Consider the following 21,065-nt stretch of genomic DNA (forward strand, 5'->3'; position numbering starts at 1 on the left):
TCTGCTATAATCGTATAAAATACTTACTTTAGGAGTTCTTATGAAAGTTGTTAAATTTGGAGGTAGCTCTCTTGCCTCTGCTGGTCAATTAGAAAAAGTTTTAAACATCGTCAAAAGCGATTCAGAGCGCCGTTTTGTAGTCGTTTCTGCGCCTGGTAAACGCAATGCTGAAGATACTAAGGTTACGGATGCCTTGATTAAATACTACCGCGACTATGTTGCTGGTAACGATATTAGCAAAAGTCAGAACTGGATTATAGACCGCTATGCTGCTATGGTTAGTGAATTGGGACTGAAACCAGCTGTTCTAGAAAAAATTTCTAAAAGCATTCGCGCCTTAGCCACTCTTCCTATTGATGAAAATGAATTTCTCTACGATACTTTCCTAGCAGCCGGTGAAAATAACAATGCTAAATTGATCGCTGCCTACTTTAACCAAAACGGTATCGATGCACGCTATGTTCATCCTAGAGAAGCTGGGATTGTGGTAACAAGTGAACCTGGCCACGCTCGCATCATTCCATCAAGTTATGACAAGATTGAAGAATTGACAAATGCAAATGAAGTACTTGTCATTCCTGGTTTCTTTGGAGTTACCAAGGAAAATCAAATCTGTACCTTCTCACGTGGAGGATCAGACATTACAGGTTCTATCATTGCTGCAGGGGTTAAAGCTGACCTCTATGAAAACTTTACGGACGTTGATGGTATCTTTGCAGCTCACCCAGGAATTATCCACCAACCACACTCGATTCCTGAGTTGACCTACCGTGAAATGCGTGAGTTGGCTTATGCAGGATTCTCAGTTCTTCATGACGAAGCTCTTCTTCCTGCCTACCGTGGAAAAATTCCTCTGGTTATCAAGAATACCAACAATCCTGACCATCCAGGTACTCGTATTGTTCTAAAACACAGTAGTGATGAATTTCCAGTTGTAGGAATTGCCGGTGATTCTGACTTTGTCAGCATCAATATGTCTAAATACCTCATGAACCGCGAGATTGGATTTGGTCGCAAGGTTCTGCAAATCCTTGAAGACCTCAACATCGGTTGGGAACATATGCCAACTGGTATCGACGATCTTTCAATCATCCTCCGTTCTCGTGAACTAACTCCTATCAAGGAAGAAGAAATCCTTCGTCAGTTGGTTCAAAAGGCTGAAGTAGACCATGCAGAAATCGAACACGACCTTTCAATCATTATGATTGTTGGAGAAAAGATGAAGAGCCATATCGGAGTAACTGCTACTGCAACACGCGCTCTATCTGAAAACAAGATCAACATCCAGATGATGTCTCAGGGTTCTAGTGAAGTATCTATCATGTTTGTTGTCCATAAGGACCAAGAGAAAGCAGCTATTAAAGCCCTCTACAATGCCTTTTTCGGTGAAAGCAAGGAAGACTAATCATGGCCCAATCACTTAATAAAACTGTTCTTCTAAATACCACAGGTACTTCCTACCTCTCTATAGCTGGGAAAGTTGGAAAATTCCTTGTTGGAGATCAGGCTTTGGAATTTTACCCAGATGTCAATGTTGAACAATTTATCCAGATTCCTTGGAGCCATATCAATCAGATTGGAGCCAATGTCACTGGTCGCAAAATCAGTCGCCACTTCGAAGTCTTTACAGACAGAGGAAAATTCCTCTTTGCTTCAAAAGACTCAGGTGCCATTCTCAAAATTGCACGCGAAAAACTAGGCAATGACAAGGTCGTCAAACTTCCTACCCTGATTCAGACAATTAGCCAAAAATTTAAAAATCTATTTGCAAAAAAGTAAAAACTTTAGTATAATCATAGCAACGGATAAGTAGGTTATCTTCTTCTTTCAGAAAGTCTGCGGATGCTGCGAGCAGATAGGAGGGATAGGTGAAATTCTACCGTTAGTAACAATTACATACATAATCAAGTGCACACCTGTGAAGTTGGATGGAACCGTGGCCCTGCCACTCCAACGCTTTGTCAGGTGTGCTTTTTTATAAAGGAGTTCTTATGTTAGATATCAAGCGTATTCGTACAGACTTTGATGCTGTCGCAGAAAAATTGGCTACACGTGGTGTAGATGCTGCTGTCTTAAACGAGATGAAAGAAATCGATGCTAAACGTCGTGATATTTTGGTCAAGGTTGAAACTCTCAAAGCAGAACGTAACACAGTTTCTGCTGAGATTGCCCAAGCTAAGCGCAACAAAGAAAATGCAGATGACAAGATTGCTGCCATGCAAACTCTATCTGCTGAGGTCAAAGCCTTGGATACTGAATTGGCAGACATCGATGCTAAATTGACAGAATTTACCACTACTCTTCCAAACATCCCTGCTGACAGTGTTCCTGTTGGGGCTGATGAAGATGACAATGTGGAGGTTCGCCGTTGGGGGACCCCACGCGAGTTTGACTTTGAGCCAAAAGCCCACTGGGATCTTGGTGAAGACCTTGGTATCCTTGATTGGGAACGCGGTGGTAAGGTAACAGGCGCTCGCTTCCTCTTCTATAAAGGCCTCGGTGCTCGTTTGGAACGTGCTATCTACAACTTTATGTTGGATGAACATGGAAAAGAAGGCTATACTGAAGTCATCACACCCTACATAGTCAACCATGATTCTATGTTTGGTACTGGTCAATATCCAAAATTCAAGGAAGATACTTTTGAATTGAGCGACAGCAATTACGTCCTCATTCCTACAGCTGAAGTTCCTCTGACAAACTATTACCGTGATGAAATCTTGGACGGCAAAGATCTTCCAATCTACTTCACTGCTATGAGTCCATCATTCCGTTCTGAGGCTGGTTCAGCTGGTCGTGATACTCGTGGCTTGATTCGTTTGCACCAATTCCACAAGGTTGAAATGGTTAAATTTGCCAAACCAGAAGAATCTTACGAAGAATTGGAAAAAATGACAGCCAACGCTGAAAATATCCTTCAAAAACTTAACCTTCCATACCGTGTCGTTGCTCTCTCTACTGGAGATATGGGCTTCTCAGCTGCCAAAACTTACGACTTGGAAGTATGGATTCCAGCGCAAAACAATTACCGTGAAATCTCAAGCTGTTCAAACACAGCAGATTTCCAAGCCCGTCGTGCCCAAATCCGTTACCGTGATGAAGCTGATGGCAAGGTGAAATTGCTCCATACCTTGAACGGTTCTGGACTTGCAGTTGGACGTACAGTGGCCGCTATTCTTGAAAACTACCAAAATGAAGATGGTTCTGTGACCATCCCAGAAGCACTTCGTCCATACATGGGTGGAGCTGAAGTTATCAAACCATAAAAAATAAGGTTTAGCTATTTCTAGCTAGACCTTTTTTCGTAACCAAATTAGATAAGCACCTAATACAAAGAGTAAAATAATTAAGCAAATAGCTGTTTCAGCCAGTACCAGATAATCCAGAAATGGAAGTTTCAAGAGTCCCTGAGCCATCTTGAGCGAGGTAGCTGTGATAATGGTTGGGAAGGTGAGGGCTGAGAAGGCTGGTTGAAAACCTTGTTTTAAAATATTAGGCAGGCGAGTCAAAACAAAGAAAAAGAAGGATTGGGAAGATAAAATCATAACGATTAAGATCCAAGTCGGCAGGCTGGCACCTCCAACTCGAACCAGGGAAGCCAAGAGCAGAGAGAAAGGAGCACAGTAGATCCCTTCTTGTCCAAGCAAGGCTAGTGGGAGTGGATGTTTCTTTAAATCGCTATAAATAAGCGGGTAGAAATAGAAGGTCAAGAGAAAACCAAAACTCAAGGTCGCATAGGCAATTTCGATGATGCCTACAAGAGGATAAGTCAAGGCTGCCACTGCTATCCCCACATAGAGAACCGTCCAGCTTGGAGTAGCATGAACCCTCCGACCAGGACAGGCAAATTTGATGGTAAAACCAGCAATCAAGGCCAAATCCAAGAGAAATGAAAACCACCAGAGTCCTTGCGCTACCAAAGGAAGATGAGGGAAGACACGAAAAACATAGGTCGATAAAATCATCCCAGCCATAGGAAAGGTCGCCATTCCTGACAAAAGAGGGGGCTTGGTCAATTCTTGCTTGGTCTCTTTCCAATTAAAGAGATGCAGAAGCAGAAAGTAAATCCACAAACTCAAACCTGTCAGACTCAACAGATGGGACAGAACCGGCAACGTATCTAAAACGAGATTTCCAGCTCCTGCCAAACCTAGCAAACAACCAGAAAATACCAAGGGGAGTTTTTTCATTCTAACCTCCAATAATCATGTTAGTTTCAGTATAGCATAAAAGCGCTTAAATGAGGGGATAAAAAATGAAGTCCGATTATTTCAGACTTCATTTTACTCAGATAAGGATTAAGCATAAGGTTGCAATTCTGGGTTAATTGGGGTATTAGCTAGATTGTTGGCATAGTTACAGAGGCTTGCTAGGCTGACACCAAGAACCACATCCAAAGCATTTTGTTGGGTGTAGCCAGCTTCTAAAAACTCAGCCAAGGCTTCATCTCCTACACGACCCTTGGTATTGATAACTGCCAAGGTAAATTTAGCTAGGGTGTCCAATTTAGGATCTGTTTCAATTGGAGTACGATTGCGAAGGGCTTGCAGAAGGTCATCATTCATCTGGATTTGTTTAATTGAAAAGGCTGTGTGACCTGCGACGCAGAAGGCACAACCATTGGTCACAGCTGCCGTGATTTGCACTACTTCGCGCTCAACAGGTGTCAGGCTGTTGCGACGGTTGATAGCTCCGACAGTACGGTAAGCCTCTAAAGCAGTAGGTGCATTAGCCAAGAGTCCGATTAGATTTGGAATAAAGCCATTGTTGTCTTTTTCTACTGTTTCAAGAACTTCTTTCACTTCTGCTGGTGCTGATTCGACTGTATGGATTGTAAATGTTGTCATCATAAAACCTCTTTTCATGTTGTTGAAACCTAGTCTATCACAGATTCTATACCGTGTATAATATATATTTTAAATTGCATCGATAGAAATTTTTTATGAAAGCAAAAAATCACACGCAATGTGTGATTCCATTATTTGTCAAAATACTTTTTAGTCTCAGCAATAACAACTGGTGATAAAACTAAGAGGGCAATCAAGTTTGGCAGAGCCATCAAAGCGTTGACGATATCTGCGATAATCCAAACCATATCCAACTCGATAAATCCTCCCAGCAAGACCATGAGCACAAAAACCACACGGTAGAGCCAGATAAAACGAACACCAAAGAGGAACTCGAAACAGCGTTCTCCATAGTAGTTCCAACCTAGAATCGTTGTAAAGGCAAAGAGTACAAGGAAAATGGTCAAGAGGGCAGGCCCAAAGTGTGAAAAGACTGTTGAAAAGGCTGACTGAGTCAAAGCAACTCCATTCAAGTCACTATTCCATACTCCAGTTACCAAGATGGTCAAACCAGTTAGAGTACAAATGATGAGGGTATCAATAAAGGTTCCTGTCATGGAAATCAAACCTTGCTCTACTGGTTCATTTGTCTTAGCTGCAGCAGCTGCAATGGGAGCAGAACCTAGACCAGATTCGTTTGAAAAGACACCACGCGCCACACCATTTTGGATAGCCATCCGAATGCTAGCACCAGCAAATCCACCTACCGCAGCAACAGGACTAAAGGCTGATGTCAAGATTAAAGCGATTGTAGCAGGGAGTTTGCCAATATTGAAGAAAATAACTGTAAGTGTTCCCAAAATATAGATGATAGCCATAAAAGGAACAACAGCTGTCGAAACCTTTGAAATAGACTTGAGTCCGCCAAAAACAGCAATCGCTACTAAGACAGACAAAACGAGAGCTGTGATAGCTGGCGAAATAGTCGTCGTATTTTGGATAGATTCTGTAATCGAGTTGACTTGGGTGAAGGTTCCGATTCCCAATAAAGCTACTAGCACACCTGCGATAGCAAAAAAGATGGCAAGCGGTCTCCACTTTTCTCCCATACCCAAAAGTATATAGTGCATGGGGCCTCCTGCAACAGCACCGTTATCGTCTTTAGTCCTGTATTTAATAGCTAATAAACCTTCCGCATACTTGGTAGCCATGCCAAAGAAAGCCGCCATCCACATCCAAAAGAGGGCTCCTGGGCCACCGACCTTGATAGCTGTCGCCACCCCGATAATATTTCCCGTACCAACTGTCGCTGCCAGAGCTGTACATAGTGCCGCAAAACTGGATACATCCCCATGCCCCTTGTCCTTGATAAAAATAAGCTGGAAGGCCTTAGAGAGACGTAAAACCTGCAAAAGTCCTAAACGGGCAGTTAGGTAAATCCCTGTTCCGACCAATAAAATCAAGAGGGGTGGGCCCCAAGCAAAAGCATCAATTGATTTAAGCAATTCTAACATTTCCTTCTCCTATCTTTTCAACCCCAAAAGAAAGAGCACATGCAAGATACATGTACTCTGGAATGCTTAGATAAATGCTAAAAAGCGGTCTATCCTAGCTCTGTCCTTTTACCTGAGAGTTTGAGCAGTTACCTGCCTTGCCCCTTCGGTGCCTTTACGGTCTCTCCAGAGTTCCGTCCATTTACAGTCATGGAAAATCAAACGATTCCCCACTTCTATTAAACTTCATTCGGTGTTGGTATTTAATTGATTCTTATTTTACAAAAAATGTTGGTTTTTGTCAATGTGTTTATTAGTAAAAATTAGTTCAACAGGTTTTACTTTATAATTTACCTCACTATCTCGAAAATAGAGCTATAATTTCAATAGAAATCCTGACTTTTTGATAAATTTTAAAATGCTATCTAAACTCATTTACCACTCAGTTCTACTCCTAAAAATTTTCGAATTGCTTCTACCATTTTCTCTGGTTCAGTTGACGAAAAAATACGACTTCTTCCACTCGAGTCATGACTTGTATTATCAAACGCAAAAATTGGTTTATTTTTATCACTAATTTCTTCTACAATAGTTCCTACAACTCCTCCATGATTGATATCTAGGTAGAAATCCATCTTATCCAAGGTTTCATTCTTGTTAAAAGGACTAAAGTTTGGATAAATTGAAAGATTCAAAAATCGTTGCATATCAACTACACTATCAGCAAAATTTGTTGGTGCTAATATTGTAAAATGAACTTCCGGTAATTCAGATAGTAGGTATTCTATTGATTCTAGGCTAGCACTATTTGTAAAAATACAAGTATGATATAAGGGAGCCTTTACCAGTTCTGTAAATGAACGTCTGATGATATCAGTTTCTAATAACACATCATTCCAGTTCAAACCATAATAAAACCACCATAACTTACGAAAACGTTTCAAAGTTAAATGAATCCAGGGTTTAAACTCTGAGGTATAGTGGATAATCTTTGGCTCATAATTTCCATAATACGAAGACTGGTACCATTTACTGTTGCCTGTTAAGTGTAAAAATTGATCCAATCCAACCATGAAATTATACTCTTTGTCCAAATGTAGCCACTGGTCACCGAAATACATATTGAGAACACCTTGGTCCCCATATACATGTTCATGGTATTGAGCAGTCAACTCTAGTAGACTTTGTGTTGAATTTTTTCTCGCCATTTCTTTGCATCAATCAACAACATACCTGCATTAAAGGTTGTTAACCAACCATCTTGATCAAAATCTTGAACAGCTGCAATGTCATAGCCTTGTAAGTCTAAGGAGAACAATTCATCCAATCTTGCATTTACGATCATATCTGAGTCTAAGTAGAGAACTCTGTCTTCTTGTACTTCATCTGCTATGAAATATCTAAAGAAAGTAGCATAGGAAAGGATTGCATTTGGCAAGTGAAAATCGCGAAGATTATGAGCTGTTTTTTTGACATTAACAATCTCAGAACCAATAACCTTCAGACGATTTCTCATCAACAAAAACCATTCACTAGGCAAATCGTCATTAAATACATAAAATTTCACTTCATGATTATGAACCGATACTGACTTTATCACAGTTTCTACCTTATCCATATAACGAATATCAGCTCCAAGAGCAATCACTTTTTGATACAATTTCATTCCTTCTCCCCACTATCAACTTTTTCTAGTTGGTGACGAATGGCCATCACCATATTCTCTTTGTCCTCTATACTAAACACTTGAATTCCTTCATCAGTTCGATGAGCTACTGTGTCAAATGCAAATATCGGTTTTCCTATTGCCAAAGCGCGCCCAATAATATCATCAACCTCATTCCAGTGGTTTATATCCAGATAGACATCAGCCAACTCTAAAATGCGATCTGAAATCTCTCTCGATTGGCAATATTCATATAGTTGAAAATTACTAAATCTGGAAAAACTTCTTAAAAAATCTGAAACATTTGTTGGCGCCGCAACATGAAAATCAACTTCAGGTAAACTAGCCAGCAAATACTCCAAGCCTTCCAGCTGATCCGAGTAAGTATAAACAAAGGCATGGAACTTAGCAATATTCTTAGGTTTAATCGTTAATGTTTCACTATGAGTGACAATTGAATTACTAGGAATATCCTGATGGATGAGACAGTTAGCACCTATGATGACATTGTCACCTATAGTAACTCCTCTAAGAATAACGGTATTGGCACCAATCCAACAATCCCGCCCAATACGAACAGGAGCGCCGCTCATTGCAGTTTTAAACACATGATAGTTATTAAATTGATGGTTCGAATCAAAAATTCGAACTCCATCTCCAAACATTGTATCATGACCAATGGTGATTTCCTCAGTACAGCGGATTGAACAATGATCATTAAAAAAGACCCTATTTCCTACTTTCAAGTTCGCACCACTTGAAACTTCAATACTTGCAAACGAACGAATTGTAATATCTGCTCCCAAATCAAGATGAGCATCTGGAGACACTTCAACATGATGATAATCTCCAACTAACTGTACTATATTTTTCAAATTCATCCTATATTTCTCGATTCTTTTATACACTAAAATTTGTAAAAATGATACTTCTAGCCTTTAAATGTCACAATAGTCGCACCACTGCCTCCAGCATTTTGTGGGGCATAGCCGAAACTCTTGACATGCTTGTTTCTTTGTAGGTATTTGGTGACACCTTCACGGATGACTCCTGTTCCGATACCATGGATAATATCAACTTGAGCCATATTATTAAGCAAGGCTTGGTCGATAAAGGTATCTAGCTCATTCATGGCTTCTTCATAACGCTTCCCTCGAAGGTCCAGTCTTGCTTGCGGTCCTCTGCCAGAAGTCCGTTTCACGACATTGACCTGTTTCTTCTTGACTGGTTTTTCTTGCTGAGCTTGAACGAGGTCAAATTCTTTTTCTTCCAAGGTCATCTTGATTAAACCGACTTGGGCTTCCCAACGTCCATCCTTGAGTTGACTGGTCAAGGTCCCACGCTGTCCATAGCTGAGAACTACGATATCATCTCCCACCTTTGGAGCTCGTTTTTTCTTGGCCTTTTGAAGGACCTTGTTTTTAGATAGATCTACTTTTTCAGGAGCCAATTTTTTCAGCTTGGCCTTGGCTTCAATGATTTCGTGGGGTTTGAGTTGAGATTTACTATGGAGATTTTTAAGAATCTGGTCACTTTCACTTAGAGCCCTGTCCACAATCTCAGCAGCCTGTTCACGCGCCTTATTAAGTTCGGTTTCCTTTTCACGATTGAGCTCGTTGTAAAGTTTTTTAAGAGCACGGTTCATCTTGAGGTTTTCTTGCTCCACCTCACGGATATTGTCCAAGCGTTTACGGCTTTCCAGCGTCTGCTCTTCCAGTTGCTCAATAATCCGATTGACATCATTGTCCTGATCGACCTGCTGACTGGCATCCCCTACGATGACTTCAGAAAGGCCTAAACGTTTGGCAATTTCAAAGGCATTGCTTCGACCAGGAACACCCTGCATAAAGCGATAGGTCGGGCGAAGAGTTGCAGTATCAAACTCCATGCTGGCATTTTGCACAAAGGCTGTCTCAATACCGTAGGCCTTGAGTTCGGGATAGTGGGTGGTCGCCATGGTCTTGACTTGACGTAGGCGAAGGTCCTCCAGAATAGCCATGGCAAGGGCTGCTCCTTCTTGAGGGTCTGTACCAGCCCCCAACTCATCCAAGAGTAAGAGGGAATGTTGATTGACCTTTCCAAGAATATCCACAATATTGGTCATGTGGCTAGAGAAGGTAGATAAGCTCTGCTCAATAGACTGCTCATCGCCAATATCAGCAAAGATTTCTTCAAAAATACCAACACGACTTCCCTTATCTGCTAAAATCGGCAAACCTGACTGAGCCATAACCTGCGTCAAGCCCAGAGTTTTAAGCATGATGGTCTTACCACCAGTATTGGGACCTGTAATGACAATAGCTGTTAAATCTTGGCCAAAATGGACATCATTTGCGACGGCATTTTTGACCAAAGGATGGCAGACATGGAGCAGTTGAATCTCCTGATTTTCTGACAGCTTAGGTACGACTGCTTGCCTTTCTTGGATAAAGCGGACCTTGGCACGAATCAAGTCCAGATGGCCGATAATCCAAGCGTCATTAGCAATCTCAGCCGCATGAGGGCGAACACGCTCCGAAATTTCTTGGAGAATGCGAAGCATTTCATAACGCTCATCTGCTCGCAAACTAGCTATTTCTTCGCTCAGTTTGACCACCTCACGAGGTTCGATGTAGACGGTATTTCCACTAGCAGAAATATCATGAACGACACCTGCAATCTTATTGCGGTAGGTGTTTTTGACTGGTAAAACCTGACGGCCATTTCTGCTAGCAATGATTCCTTCTGTCAACATCTGTGCTTTTTGCTTGAGCAAGTCTTGCAAGACATCGCGTACCTGACTCTCGCTATCATGGATTTTTCGACGGATGCGCGCCAATTCTTCACTGGCAAAATTTTCAATGAAACCTGCATCATTAAAGGCTTGGAGATTTCCTTGTAATTGCGGAAAATCATGTAATTTCTCAAACCAAAGGGCTAATTCTGTCAAGCTGACATTTTCCAGATTAGCATAAAAACTTTGCAGCTCTCGGCTAGACAGAAGCACGCGCTTCAAGAGTAGGAACTCCTCGATATTGAGATCCGCCCCCATCTCCAACCGCTTGCAGACTCCTGCAATTTCCTTGGTTGCGAGAATGGTAAAATGCGGTTGCTCGACGAAAAGAGCCTGCATTTCCTTCATCTCAGCAAAAGCCTGTTTGATTTTATCTGCTTTAGCAGTCGGAACCAACTGTCTCAATTGCTCCAAGCCCTGCTCGGTCAACAAATGGGGTTCAAACAAAGCCTTGACCTTATTGAACTCCAATGTTTCTAATATTTTCTTGTTCATCGTTATTTCCTTGTCTTTGAATGTCTATACTCTTCGAAAATCTCTTCAAACCACGTCAGCGTCGCCTTACCGTATATATCATAGGTATAGGTAACTGACTTCGTCAGTCTTATCCACAACCTCAAAACAGTATTTTGAGCTGACTTCGTCAGTTCTATCTACAACCTCAAAGCAGTGCTTTGAGCAACCTGCGGCTAGCTTCCTAGTTTGCTCTTTGATTTTCATTGAGTATTAGGTGTGGTAGCTTTTTACATTCTGATAGATTCGAGTCAAATCTGTAAACAAAGGGCTAGGAAAATTCCTGCCCTTTTTATCCGATTAAATTTGTCACCCAGATTTGTTTGAGCCAACTAGTTGTTACTGGTATGCTCTGGATGATGTGTTTTGCGACGATACTCTTTTCAAGAGGATTTTGTATAGCTGCCATGGGGATGGTCGCCAAGATTGTCAAGGCCATCTGCAAGACAAACAAGGTCACCAACATGGACAAGATACCTGCTGAAACTTGGAACAACTTGCCACCCAGTTTTTTACTAGGAAGTAAGTGCAAAAGGAGACCAAGCAAACGACCGATGCTATAGACAATCCCAAACACAAGTAAGTAGCCGATTCCTGCGTAAAAGACCTTATCTAACTGAAAGAGTTGATCCGATGGGAAAAAGAAAGTCCCCTGACCTTCCTGCGGATTTGCATAAGGGAGTAATAAATGGAATTGTTCTCCCAGCCCCTTGTAAAACTGGCCAGCCATAAAAGCCGATGCCATGGCTGAAATCAGGTAATAAACCTGTAAGAGCAGGCCTCTCCGATAGCCGATATAAAATCCCCAAGCCAAGACCAATAGAAGAAGGATTGAAATCATAAGGGATCCTCAATCTTGCTCTGTTCTTGCTTGCAAGTCACAAGCTTGTGACGGAGTTCTTCTAATTCTTGCTCCTTATCGTCAAATTCAATCTCACGGCTGAGCTGAGTTGATAAACAGTTGACTGCCAACAAAAGAGCGATGGTTTCATCATCTGCACTTGGCATTTGTTCTTTAATTGCTTGGTATTTTTCTGTCGCAACCTTGGCGATTTCCTCCATAAAAAGGTTATCATGCTCGGTTGTCAAGGTTAATGATTTTTTCCCGAATGTAAATTTGAATCGATTTAGATTTGCCATAAAATTCACCTCACGATATTATACCAAAATTCGCTAATTTTGTCAGTTTTTACAAATTTGCCTGCTTTTATGGTACAATAGAAACTATGGCAAGTATAACACTCACATCAAGCGAAAAGGAGATTCAGGCTTTTCTTGAACACTACCAAACCAGTCTGGCTCCCAGCAAGAATCCCTATATCCGCTACTTTTTAAGACTACCTCAAGCAACAGTTTCTATCTATACTTCTGGAAAGGTCTTGCTTCAGGGTGAAAAAGCTGAGGAATATGCTCGTTTCTTTGGCTATCAAGTTGTAGAGGAAAACAGGGGACAAAATTTCCCTTTGATTGGAACAGATGAGGTGGGAAATGGTTCCTACTTTGGTGGACTTGCAGTTGTGGCTTCCTTTGTCACACCTGACCAGCATGCCTTCTTGCGAAAACTCGGTGTGGGGGATTCTAAAACTCTGACCGACCAAAAGATTCGTCAGATTGCCCCTATCCTCAAAGAAAAAATCCAGCACCAGGCACTGCTTCTCTCACCAAGCAAGTACAACGAGGTCATCGGAGACCGCTACAACGCTGTTTCGGTTAAAGTTGCCCTCCATAATCAGGCTATCTATCTCCTCCTTCAAAAAGGTGCTCAGCCTGAGAAAATTGTGATTGATGCCTTTACCAGTGCTAAAAATTATGACAAGTACTTGGCACAAGAGGCCAACCGTTTCAGCAATCCTATCAGCTTAGAAGAAAAGGCTGAGGGCAAATACTTGGCTGTCGCAGTTTCTTCTGTCATCGCGCGTGATCTCTTTCTAGAAAATCTTGAAAATCTGGGACGAGAACTGGGTTATCAACTCCCAAGTGGGGCTGGAACGGCTTCTGATAAAGTAGCTAGCCAGATTTTGCAAGCCTATGGCATGCAAGGACTTAACTTCTGCGCCAAACTGCACTTTAAAAATACTGAAAAAGCGAAAAAACGCTTAGAAAGGTAAGTTATGAATTCATTTAAACATTTCCTAAAAGAGTGGGGATTGTTCCTCCTAATTCTGTCATTACTAGCTTTAAGTCGTATCTTTTTTTGGAGCAACGTCCGCGTAGAAGGACATTCCATGGATCCTACCCTAGCGGATGGCGAAATTCTCTTTGTCGTTAAGCACCTCCCTATTGACCGTTTTGATATCGTGGTTGCCCACGAGGAAGATGGCAATAAGGATATCGTCAAGCGTGTCATCGGAATGCCTGGCGACACCATCCGTTACGAAAACGATAAACTTTACATCAATGATAAAGAGACGGACGAACCTTACCTAGCTGACTACATCAAACGTTTCAAGGATGACAAACTCCAAAGCACTTACTCAGGCAAGGGATTTGAAGGAAATAAAGGAACTTTCTTTAGAAGTATTGCTGAAAAAGCCCAAGCCTTCACAGTTGATGTCAACTACAATACCAACTTCAGCTTTACTGTCCCAGAAGGAGAGTACCTTCTCCTCGGAGATGACCGCTTGGTTTCTAGCGACAGCCGTCACGTAGGTACTTTTAAAGCAAAAGATATCACAGGGGAAGCTAAATTCCGCTTCTGGCCAATCACCCGTATCGGAACATTTTAAGAAACCTAAGAGGCCGAGAATCAGCAATCTCAGCCTCTTCTTCTATCGTGAGAAGATGATTATTCTCTACCCAGTCTAACTAGGATAGAAACAAAGTTATACTCAATGAAAATCAAAGAGCAAACTAGGAAGCTAGCCGCAGGTTGCTCAAAGCACTGCTTTGAGGTTGTAGATAGAACTGACGAAGTCAGTAACATATATACGGCAAGGCGAAGCTGACGTGGTTTGAAGAGATTTTCGAAGAGTATTAACTCTCACCTATTTATGCAAAGGAATCTTATGGAAGTTTATTTTTCAGGAACCATTGAACGGATTATTTTTGAAAATCCCAGCAACTTTTATCGCATCCTCCTCCTAGAAATCGAAGATACAGACGCAGAGGATTTTGATGATTTTGAAATCATTGTTACTGGCACCATGGCTGATGTGATTGAGGGAGAAGACTATACTTTTTGGGGACAAATTGTCCAGCACTCCAAGTATGGGGAACAACTGCAAATCAGTCGTTATGAACGCGCCAAACCAACTAGCAAGGGCTTGGTCAAGTACTTTTCAAGTAGCCATTTCAAGGGAATTGGTCTCAAGACAGCTCAGAAAATAGTGGACACCTATGGCGAAAATACCATTGACGAAATTTTGCAACACCCAGAAAAGTTAGAAGGCATCGCAGGACTCTCTGCCAAAAATCGCGAGGCTTTCGTCTCTACTCTCCGCCTCAACTACGGAACCGAGATGGTTTTGGCCAAACTAGCCAACTACGGCATTCCCAATAAATTAGCCTTTCAGATTCAAGACTTTTACAAGGAAGAAACTCTTGATGTGGTTGAAAATTATCCCTACCAACTGGTTGAGGATATCAAGGGTTTGGGCTTTACCATTGCTGACCAATTAGCGGAAGAACTAGGCATCGAAAGTCAGGCTCCTGAACGTTTCCGCGCCGGTCTAGTTCACAGTCTTTTTCAGGCCTGTATGGAAACAGGGGACACCTATGTTGAAGCACGGGATTTGCTGGAACAAACCCTTACTCTCCTTGAGTCTTCTCGTCCCGTGGAACTGGATCCCAGCCAAGTTGCCCAAGAGCTCTCCTACCTGATTGAAGAAGACAAGGTTCAGCAGATTGATACCAAGATTTTTGACAACAGCCTCTTCTTCGCTGAGGAAGGCATCCGCAGTCACTTGGTTCGTATCCTTGAAAAAGGAAAACAGAAGAGTCATGATTTAGAAACCATTCAAAAACATATCGCTACTGTCGAAGAAGATCTGGAGATTGAGTATGATAACATTCAAAAACAGGCTATATATGATGCTATCCAGAACAAGGTCTTTATCCTGACAGGTGGACCTGGTACTGGTAAGACAACTGTTATCAATGGTATCATCGCTGTTTATGCCCTTTTGGAAGGACTTGACCTCAGGAAAAAAAGCAACCTGCCGATTCTTCTTGCTGCTCCAACTGGCCGAGCCGCTAGGCGCATGAATGAATTGACTGCCTTGCCTAGCGCGACCATACACCGCCATTTGGGAATGACAGGGGACGATGATACCAGTCATCTGGAAGATTATCTGGATGCCGACTTTATTATCGTGGATGAATTTTCTATGGTGGATACTTGGCTGGCCAACCAACTCTTCTCCAACATCTCTTCTAACAGTAAAATCCTCATCGTGGGAGATAGCGACCAGTTGCCTTCTGTCAGTCCTGGACAGGTTCTAGCGGATCTGCTTCATATTCCCTTGATTCCTCAGACTCGCTTGGAAAAAATTTATCGGCAAAGCGAAGAATCAACCATCGTTACCCTAGCTAGTCAGATTCGACAGGGCATCTTGCCAGCTGATTTCACCCAGAAAAAAGCTGACCGTTCCTACTTTGAAATTGCTAGTGGCCATATTCCTGCTACTATTGAGAAAATCTTAGGCGCTGCCCTCAGAAGTGGTATTCCTGCCCGTGATATTCAGGTTCTGGCCCCCATGTACCGAGGGACGGCAGGGATTGATGCCATCAACCAACTCATGCAAGACCTGCTCAATCCACCACAAAAAGACCAACTCAGTTTTGAGGCTCCCCAGTGTCACTATCGCAAGGGCGACAAGGTCATTCACTTGGTCAACGATGCTGAAATCAATGTCTTTAATGGGGATTTAGGAGCTATCACAGACCTGATTCCTGGTAAATACACAGAGTCGAAGCAAGATGAGATTGTCATTGATTTCGATGGCAACGAGGTCTCCTACCCACGTAACGAATGGTACAAGATTCGCCTGGCCTATGCCATGAGTATCCATAAGTCTCAGGGAAGTGAGTTTCCTGTTGTTATCCTACCTATCACCAGTGCTAGCAGGCGTATGCTGGAGCGCAATCTCATCTATACAGCCATTACACGCGCCAAAAGCAAGCTTATCTTACTCGGCGAATTACAGGCCTTTGACTATGCTACCCAACACATCGGAACTGCCCGAAAAACCTATCTGATTGAACGCTTCAGTGATTTGTTGGAGAATGTTGAAGAAAAGCAACCAGCTGTCTCTGAAACAGCCACATCAAGCGCCTCTGAACAATCCTACATCCTGACCGAAGAAAACTGGGACAGCATCCCCGCCATGATTGGGATTACAGAAGCAGATCTCAAAGAGATTTTTGGAAAATAGTGCACAAGAAAACCCACCTAATCAGGTGGGTTTTTATCTTATTAAGATTATTTAACTGTTGCTGTGCTTGTAATCAATTCAACAGCTTTTTTGATTGTGATGTCGTGTTTCAACATATCAGCTGAAAGCAAGCTTTGTACTTGTGCCACTTCCATGTTGTAATCTGCAGACAATTGCTCGATTTCTTTTTGGATTTCTTCTTCTGATGCATCAAATCCTTCAGCTTTGGCAACTGCTTCGATAACAAGGTTAGTCTTAGTACGTGACTCAGCTTCTCCCTCGTATTGTTTGTGAAGGTCTTCTTGAGTAGTTCCAGTGATTTGGAAGTACATGTCAGGGTTGATACCTTGGCGTTGCAAGTTTCCAAGGAATTCGTTTACTGAGCGGTGAACTTCTTCGTGAATCATTTCTTCTGGAAGTTCTACGATTTCAGCGTTTTCTACAGCTTTATCAATTGCTGCACCTTCAACTGCATCTTTGTAAGCTTCTTCTTTAGCTTCAGCTAACTCTTTGCGGTATTTTTCTTTCAATTCAGCAAGTGTTTCAACTTCTTCGTCGATGTCTTTTGCAAGCTCATCGTCAAGAGCTGGAACTTCTTTTGCTTTTACTTCGTGGATAGTTGTTACGAATTTAGCTTCTTTACCTGCAAGATCTTCTGCTTGGTAGTCTTCTGGGAATGTTACAACTACATCAACAGTTTCACCAGCTGAGTGACCTACCAATTGGTCTTCAAAACCAGGGATAAATTGACCTGAACCAAGTCCAAGTGAGAAGTTTTCACCTTTTCCGCCATCAAATTCAACACCGTCTATAGAACCAACGAAGTCGATGACAACAGTGTCGCCGTTTTCAGCAACAGCTTCTTTGATAACCAATTCAGCCAAGTTGTTGCGTTCGCGTTCGATACGCTCTTCAACGTCAGCATCAGTTACTTCTTTTTCTAGATCAACTGATACTTCAAGGTTTTTGTAGTCACCCAATTTTACTTCAGGTTTTGTAACGACTTCAGCAGTGATAACCCAGTCTTGACCTTTTTCCATTGAAGTTACGTCAATTTTTGGTTGAGCAACGACTTCAAGACCAGCTTCTTTTACAGCTGCTTCATAAGCGTTTGGCAAAAGAGCGTTCATAACGTCTTGGTAAAGTGACTCTTCACCAAATTTTTTGTCGAAGATAGGACGTGGAAGGTGACCTTTACGGAAACCTGGAACATTAAGAGATTTCTTCACTGAGTTGAAGACACGGTCCAATTCTGGTTTGATTTGGTCTTGAGAGATAGTGAAAGTCAAGACACCACGGTTTGTTTCTTTGTTTTCAAATGATACAGACATTCTGTCATTTCTCCTTAAAATTTTTTAAATACAGTCTATTATAACATAAATGAGCGACTTTTTTCAAGTAATGACTGCGCTTTTCAATCATGCTAGAGGTACTTGCTTGCTTCTTTGATACTAAGGTCAGCCATTCTTTCCTTGTTTTTCTCAATGAAGCCTGCTACCCAAACTGGATTCGTTTTGGAGTAGTCTCTCAGAGCCCAGCCAATGGCTTTATTGATAAAGAATTCTGTTTGATTCAAATTATGAAGCAGAATCTTTTCCAGTAATTGAACATTGGCCTTCTCTTTTCTTAACAACTGGTGGTCAATAGCGACACGTCTCAGCCAGATATTATCTGATAGTCTCCATTTTAAGACTATTTCTTCTAGTTCAGGGTGGTCATACACCAAACTCCCTACTACTCAATCTAGGATATCTACGGTATCCCACCAGGATTTTGTGATGACTAACCGCTCAAGCTTAGGTAAATCGTTCTCCGTTAGATAAGACTGTATTGCTTTCAAATAATTGGCCGCCACATATTGGTATTCTCTAGGCTCCTTTCTCCAGCAAGTATCTACAAAATTCCAGTCGATAATCTTTGTTTTTTTTCGCTTTTGGAAAGTATTTTTTATAGAGTGCATTTCTTTCAGGAGCCGCAATACCTAGGAAGAAAAATTGATGGCGCATATAAGCTTCCATGGGTCCTGCCTTTTTTGAATCTTTTGCTGCTTCTAGCTCAATAAGTAAATCTGTTATACTTATCTAAAACTCCTCATGCCCTACCAAATGGTGCTGAAAGGCATAGACTGCTACCTGGGTACGATCGCTGACTTCAAGTTTGGCAAGAATGTTAGACACATGGGTCTTGACCGTCTTGAGAGAGATAAAAAGTTCATCTGCGATGCGCTGATTTTCATAACCCTTGGCGATGAGTTGAAGTACATCTCGCTCACGCGCAGTCAGGTCCTCATGTAGTTCTATGTGATTGCGATGATATTCGACCTTCTTGCTGACCTCTTGTTCAATAGCCAGCTCGCCAGCAGCCACCTTACGGACGGCATGGAGTAGTTCGTCTGCACTAGAAGTCTTGAGCATATAGCCACGAGCACCTGCATCTAAGACAGGCATGATTTTTTCATTGTCCAAGTACGAGCTCACAATTAAAATCTTGGCTTCAGGCCATTCTTTGAGCATGGCTAAGGTCGCATCAATCCCATTCATCTCAGGCATGACAATATCCATGACAATGACATCTGGACGCAATTCCAATGCCAACTCAATCCCTTGAGATCCGTTGGACGCCTCACCCACAACTTCTACATCGTCTTGGAGGTCAAAGTAGCTTTTCAAGCCCAATCGGACCATTTCGTGGTCATCTACTAGTAAAATTTTCATCTTTACTCCTTTATCATTCCTTATCGAGCAGGGGGATACGGATATCAACTGCCAACCCTTGCTTGGGAGCTGTCAATAACTGAACCGTCCCTGCCATATCTTCAACCCGCTCCTTGATATTGCGTAGTCCATAACTCAAGTCATATAAACTCCCCAACTGGAAACCAATTCCATTGTCCACCACCTTCAGTTGCAATTCAAAATCCGTCTGATAGAGATAGACATCCAGACAAGATGCCTGGGCATGGCGGAGGGTATTGCTGATCAATTCTTGCAGGATACGGAAGATATGCTCCTCGATTTTCTTAGGCAATTTCGTCACATTTTGCTTGAAACCAACCTTGAGATCACTCTTGTCCTCAAGCTCTTTTAAGAGGATTTGGATTCCTTCAACCAGACTCTTCTGCTCCAGTTCAACTGGTCGCAAATGCAGGAGCAAGACTCGCAAATCCTTCTGGGCAGTTTCTAAAATAGCTGTGACACTCTGCAACTGGGTCTGCATCTTTTCTCTATCTAATTTCAAAGTCTGCTGACTGACACCTGACAAAATCATGTGAGCCGCAAACAACTCCTGACTGACTGTATCGTGCAAATCCCTAGCAATCCGCTTCCGTTCCTTCTCTATAATCTCCTCTTCCTGAGCAAGACTGTGATTTTCAGCTTTTTGAAGAGCTTCTGTCAAGAGGTTAAGTTTACCTGACAAGGACTTGAAACTGGCATCCAAATCTGGATCTGCAACCTGAACCACTTCTTGCCCTGCCAATAAACGCTTGAGATTGGCCTGCATTTTTCTTAGTGAAAGCTCTTCGACACCTCTCCAAAACAGGGCCAAGAGACAGGTCATGGACATGCTGAAGACCAACAACAAAAAGATAAATTTTTCTGTTTTTTCGACATCATGCAGGAAAATAGACCAGTCAAAGTCAAGGATTTCCAACAAGCTGTGGGAGAAAAATAAGACAAAGAGGACAGAGGTGATGGCAATAATTACATAGGCTTGTTTTTTCATCCTCTGACCACCTCCACATCTCCAATCATAGTGGTCAAGAAAATCTTGACACTCTTGTTACTCTTAAGATAGTCTCTTGTTTCTTGATGATAGTGTTCATTGCGGAGGGCTCGCTTGGGCTGGTTGAAAAAAGTCAAATCACCATAGAGACAGTTAACGCTAAGACTGACTTCCACATCTACAGGTACAATGATTTTGGTCGTTCCTACCATCTTTCTGAGAATAATGACATTGTCATGATTGGTTAGGATGACCCTCTCCAGATGAATAGTGTCCTTACCCATGAGACGAAAGAGATTGATATCATCAAACTGGCAAGTCTGGTAGCTTGAAAAATGATGGAGATTTCCAAACCAACGATTTTTCTCCTTCTTAACCGTTACCACCTCTTCAAAAACCAAATTGGTCTGCTCTTTTTCCTGGTTCATCATCGGATAAAGAAGAAAGAGGCTATAGATGACCGCAACAAAAATAGCTAGAATCACAAAAGGATTGAGCATGACAATGAAAAAGAAGAGAATGGTTGCAACCACTAAAAGAAGATTATTGCCCTCTTTACCAGTGTAATAACGAATCAAAAGCAAAAAGAGGAATAGAATCAGCAGAAAACGCGAAAAATGCTCTGATACCATCAAAATCAGAGCTCCTGTCAAAAGACAGACTTCGATAAATAAAAAGATTTTAAATTTTCTCATAGGTTGATCCTCTCCCTTCTATTTTATCACAATTCAAAAAAGT

At 41.9% G+C, this 21,065-nt stretch carries 17 protein-coding genes, 2 pseudogenes and 1 riboswitch; of the genes and pseudogenes, 6 read left to right on the top strand and 13 right to left on the bottom strand.

Translation table 11 applies throughout. The features are described 5' to 3' along the window. The first annotated feature begins 40 nt into the window (after positions 1 to 40). From RWP09_RS00190 to serS, 3 genes are all read left to right on the top strand, one after another. On the top strand, positions 41 to 1,405 hold the full coding sequence (locus tag RWP09_RS00190; protein ID WP_314432765.1) for an aspartate kinase: 1,365 nt from the start codon (positions 41 to 43) through the stop codon (positions 1,403 to 1,405). 2 nt (positions 1,406 to 1,407) lie between these two features. Then, complete coding sequence (locus tag RWP09_RS00195; protein WP_000079350.1) at positions 1,408 to 1,779, top strand: DUF956 family protein; 372 nt, start codon at positions 1,408 to 1,410, stop codon at positions 1,777 to 1,779. Positions 1,780 to 1,991: 212 nt separating this feature from the next. Next, the gene (serS, locus tag RWP09_RS00200) at positions 1,992 to 3,266 is read left to right on the top strand and encodes a serine--tRNA ligase (protein WP_314432766.1); all 1,275 of its coding nucleotides are present in this window, start codon (positions 1,992 to 1,994) and stop codon (positions 3,264 to 3,266) included. A gap of 24 nt (positions 3,267 to 3,290) precedes the next feature. On the opposite strand, the gene RWP09_RS00205 is transcribed toward serS, so the two are convergent. From RWP09_RS00205 to zapA, 8 genes and pseudogenes are all read right to left on the bottom strand, one after another. Further along, the gene (locus tag RWP09_RS00205; protein WP_314432767.1) at positions 3,291 to 4,190 is read right to left on the bottom strand and encodes a TDT family transporter; all 900 of its coding nucleotides are present in this window, start codon (positions 4,188 to 4,190) and stop codon (positions 3,291 to 3,293) included. A gap of 108 nt (positions 4,191 to 4,298) precedes the next feature. Then, a complete protein-coding gene (locus RWP09_RS00210) occupies positions 4,299 to 4,847 on the bottom strand; it encodes a carboxymuconolactone decarboxylase family protein (RefSeq protein ID WP_084889803.1) in 549 nt (182 codons plus the stop codon). 131 nt (positions 4,848 to 4,978) lie between these two features. Continuing rightward, positions 4,979 to 6,301 (bottom strand): sodium:alanine symporter family protein, encoded by a 1,323-nt coding sequence (locus RWP09_RS00215; protein WP_314432768.1) that lies wholly within the window; start codon positions 6,299 to 6,301, stop codon positions 4,979 to 4,981. A gap of 90 nt (positions 6,302 to 6,391) precedes the next feature. After that, positions 6,392 to 6,480: riboswitch (glycine riboswitch) on the bottom strand. A 231-nt stretch (positions 6,481 to 6,711) separates the two neighbouring features. After that, positions 6,712 to 7,946 (bottom strand): annotated as a pseudogene (locus RWP09_RS00220) (glycosyltransferase). Then, the gene (locus RWP09_RS00225) at positions 7,943 to 8,827 is read right to left on the bottom strand and encodes an acyltransferase (RefSeq protein ID WP_314432769.1); all 885 of its coding nucleotides are present in this window, start codon (positions 8,825 to 8,827) and stop codon (positions 7,943 to 7,945) included. The pseudogene RWP09_RS00220 and the gene RWP09_RS00225 overlap by 4 nt, the downstream one beginning before the upstream one ends. Before the next feature lie 50 nt (positions 8,828 to 8,877). Next, a complete protein-coding gene (locus RWP09_RS00230) occupies positions 8,878 to 11,214 on the bottom strand; it encodes an endonuclease MutS2 (protein ID WP_314432770.1) in 2,337 nt (778 codons plus the stop codon). A 310-nt stretch (positions 11,215 to 11,524) separates the two neighbouring features. Next, positions 11,525 to 12,073, bottom strand: a complete 549-nt coding sequence (locus RWP09_RS00235; RefSeq protein WP_314432771.1) for a CvpA family protein — start codon at positions 12,071 to 12,073, stop codon at positions 11,525 to 11,527. Then, a complete protein-coding gene (gene zapA, locus RWP09_RS00240; protein ID WP_125443517.1) occupies positions 12,070 to 12,372 on the bottom strand; it encodes a cell division protein ZapA in 303 nt (100 codons plus the stop codon). The genes RWP09_RS00235 and zapA overlap by 4 nt, the downstream gene beginning before the upstream one ends. An 86-nt stretch (positions 12,373 to 12,458) precedes the next feature. Between zapA and rnhC the strand changes: the two genes are divergently transcribed. The 3 genes from rnhC to RWP09_RS00255 all read left to right on the top strand — a co-directional run bounded on the left by rnhC (position 12,459) and on the right by RWP09_RS00255 (position 16,604). Then, positions 12,459 to 13,340 (top strand): ribonuclease HIII, encoded by an 882-nt coding sequence (rnhC, locus tag RWP09_RS00245; RefSeq protein ID WP_314432772.1) that lies wholly within the window; start codon positions 12,459 to 12,461, stop codon positions 13,338 to 13,340. 3 nt (positions 13,341 to 13,343) lie between these two features. After that, positions 13,344 to 13,958, top strand: a complete 615-nt coding sequence (gene lepB, locus RWP09_RS00250; protein ID WP_033689324.1) for a signal peptidase I — start codon at positions 13,344 to 13,346, stop codon at positions 13,956 to 13,958. A 279-nt stretch (positions 13,959 to 14,237) separates the two neighbouring features. Then, the gene (locus tag RWP09_RS00255) at positions 14,238 to 16,604 is read left to right on the top strand and encodes an ATP-dependent RecD-like DNA helicase (RefSeq protein ID WP_314432773.1); all 2,367 of its coding nucleotides are present in this window, start codon (positions 14,238 to 14,240) and stop codon (positions 16,602 to 16,604) included. 47 nt (positions 16,605 to 16,651) lie between these two features. Here RWP09_RS00255 and tig read toward each other — a convergent pair whose 3' ends face one another. From tig to liaF, 5 genes and pseudogenes are all read right to left on the bottom strand, one after another. Next, positions 16,652 to 17,935, bottom strand: a complete 1,284-nt coding sequence (gene tig / locus RWP09_RS00260; RefSeq protein ID WP_314432774.1) for a trigger factor — start codon at positions 17,933 to 17,935, stop codon at positions 16,652 to 16,654. Positions 17,936 to 18,027: 92 nt separating this feature from the next. Beyond that, a pseudogene (locus RWP09_RS00265) lies at positions 18,028 to 18,685 on the bottom strand (DNA alkylation repair protein). After that, positions 18,686 to 19,318: a response regulator transcription factor gene (locus tag RWP09_RS00270; protein WP_314432775.1), complete on the bottom strand. Its 633-nt coding sequence runs from the start codon at positions 19,316 to 19,318 to the stop codon at positions 18,686 to 18,688. Between the two features lie 13 nt (positions 19,319 to 19,331). Then, positions 19,332 to 20,327 carry a sensor histidine kinase gene (locus RWP09_RS00275; RefSeq protein WP_314432776.1) on the bottom strand — a complete coding sequence of 332 codons (996 nt, stop codon included), beginning with the start codon at positions 20,325 to 20,327 and terminating at the stop codon, positions 19,332 to 19,334. Continuing rightward, positions 20,324 to 21,022 carry a cell wall-active antibiotics response protein LiaF gene (gene liaF / locus RWP09_RS00280; protein WP_314432777.1) on the bottom strand — a complete coding sequence of 233 codons (699 nt, stop codon included), beginning with the start codon at positions 21,020 to 21,022 and terminating at the stop codon, positions 20,324 to 20,326. Before liaF ends, RWP09_RS00275 begins: the two co-directional genes overlap by 4 nt. Between the last annotated feature and the right edge of the window lie 43 nt (positions 21,023 to 21,065).

This window comes from uncultured Streptococcus sp., assembly GCF_963521255.1.
Classification (GTDB): Bacteria; Bacillota; Bacilli; order Lactobacillales; family Streptococcaceae; genus Streptococcus.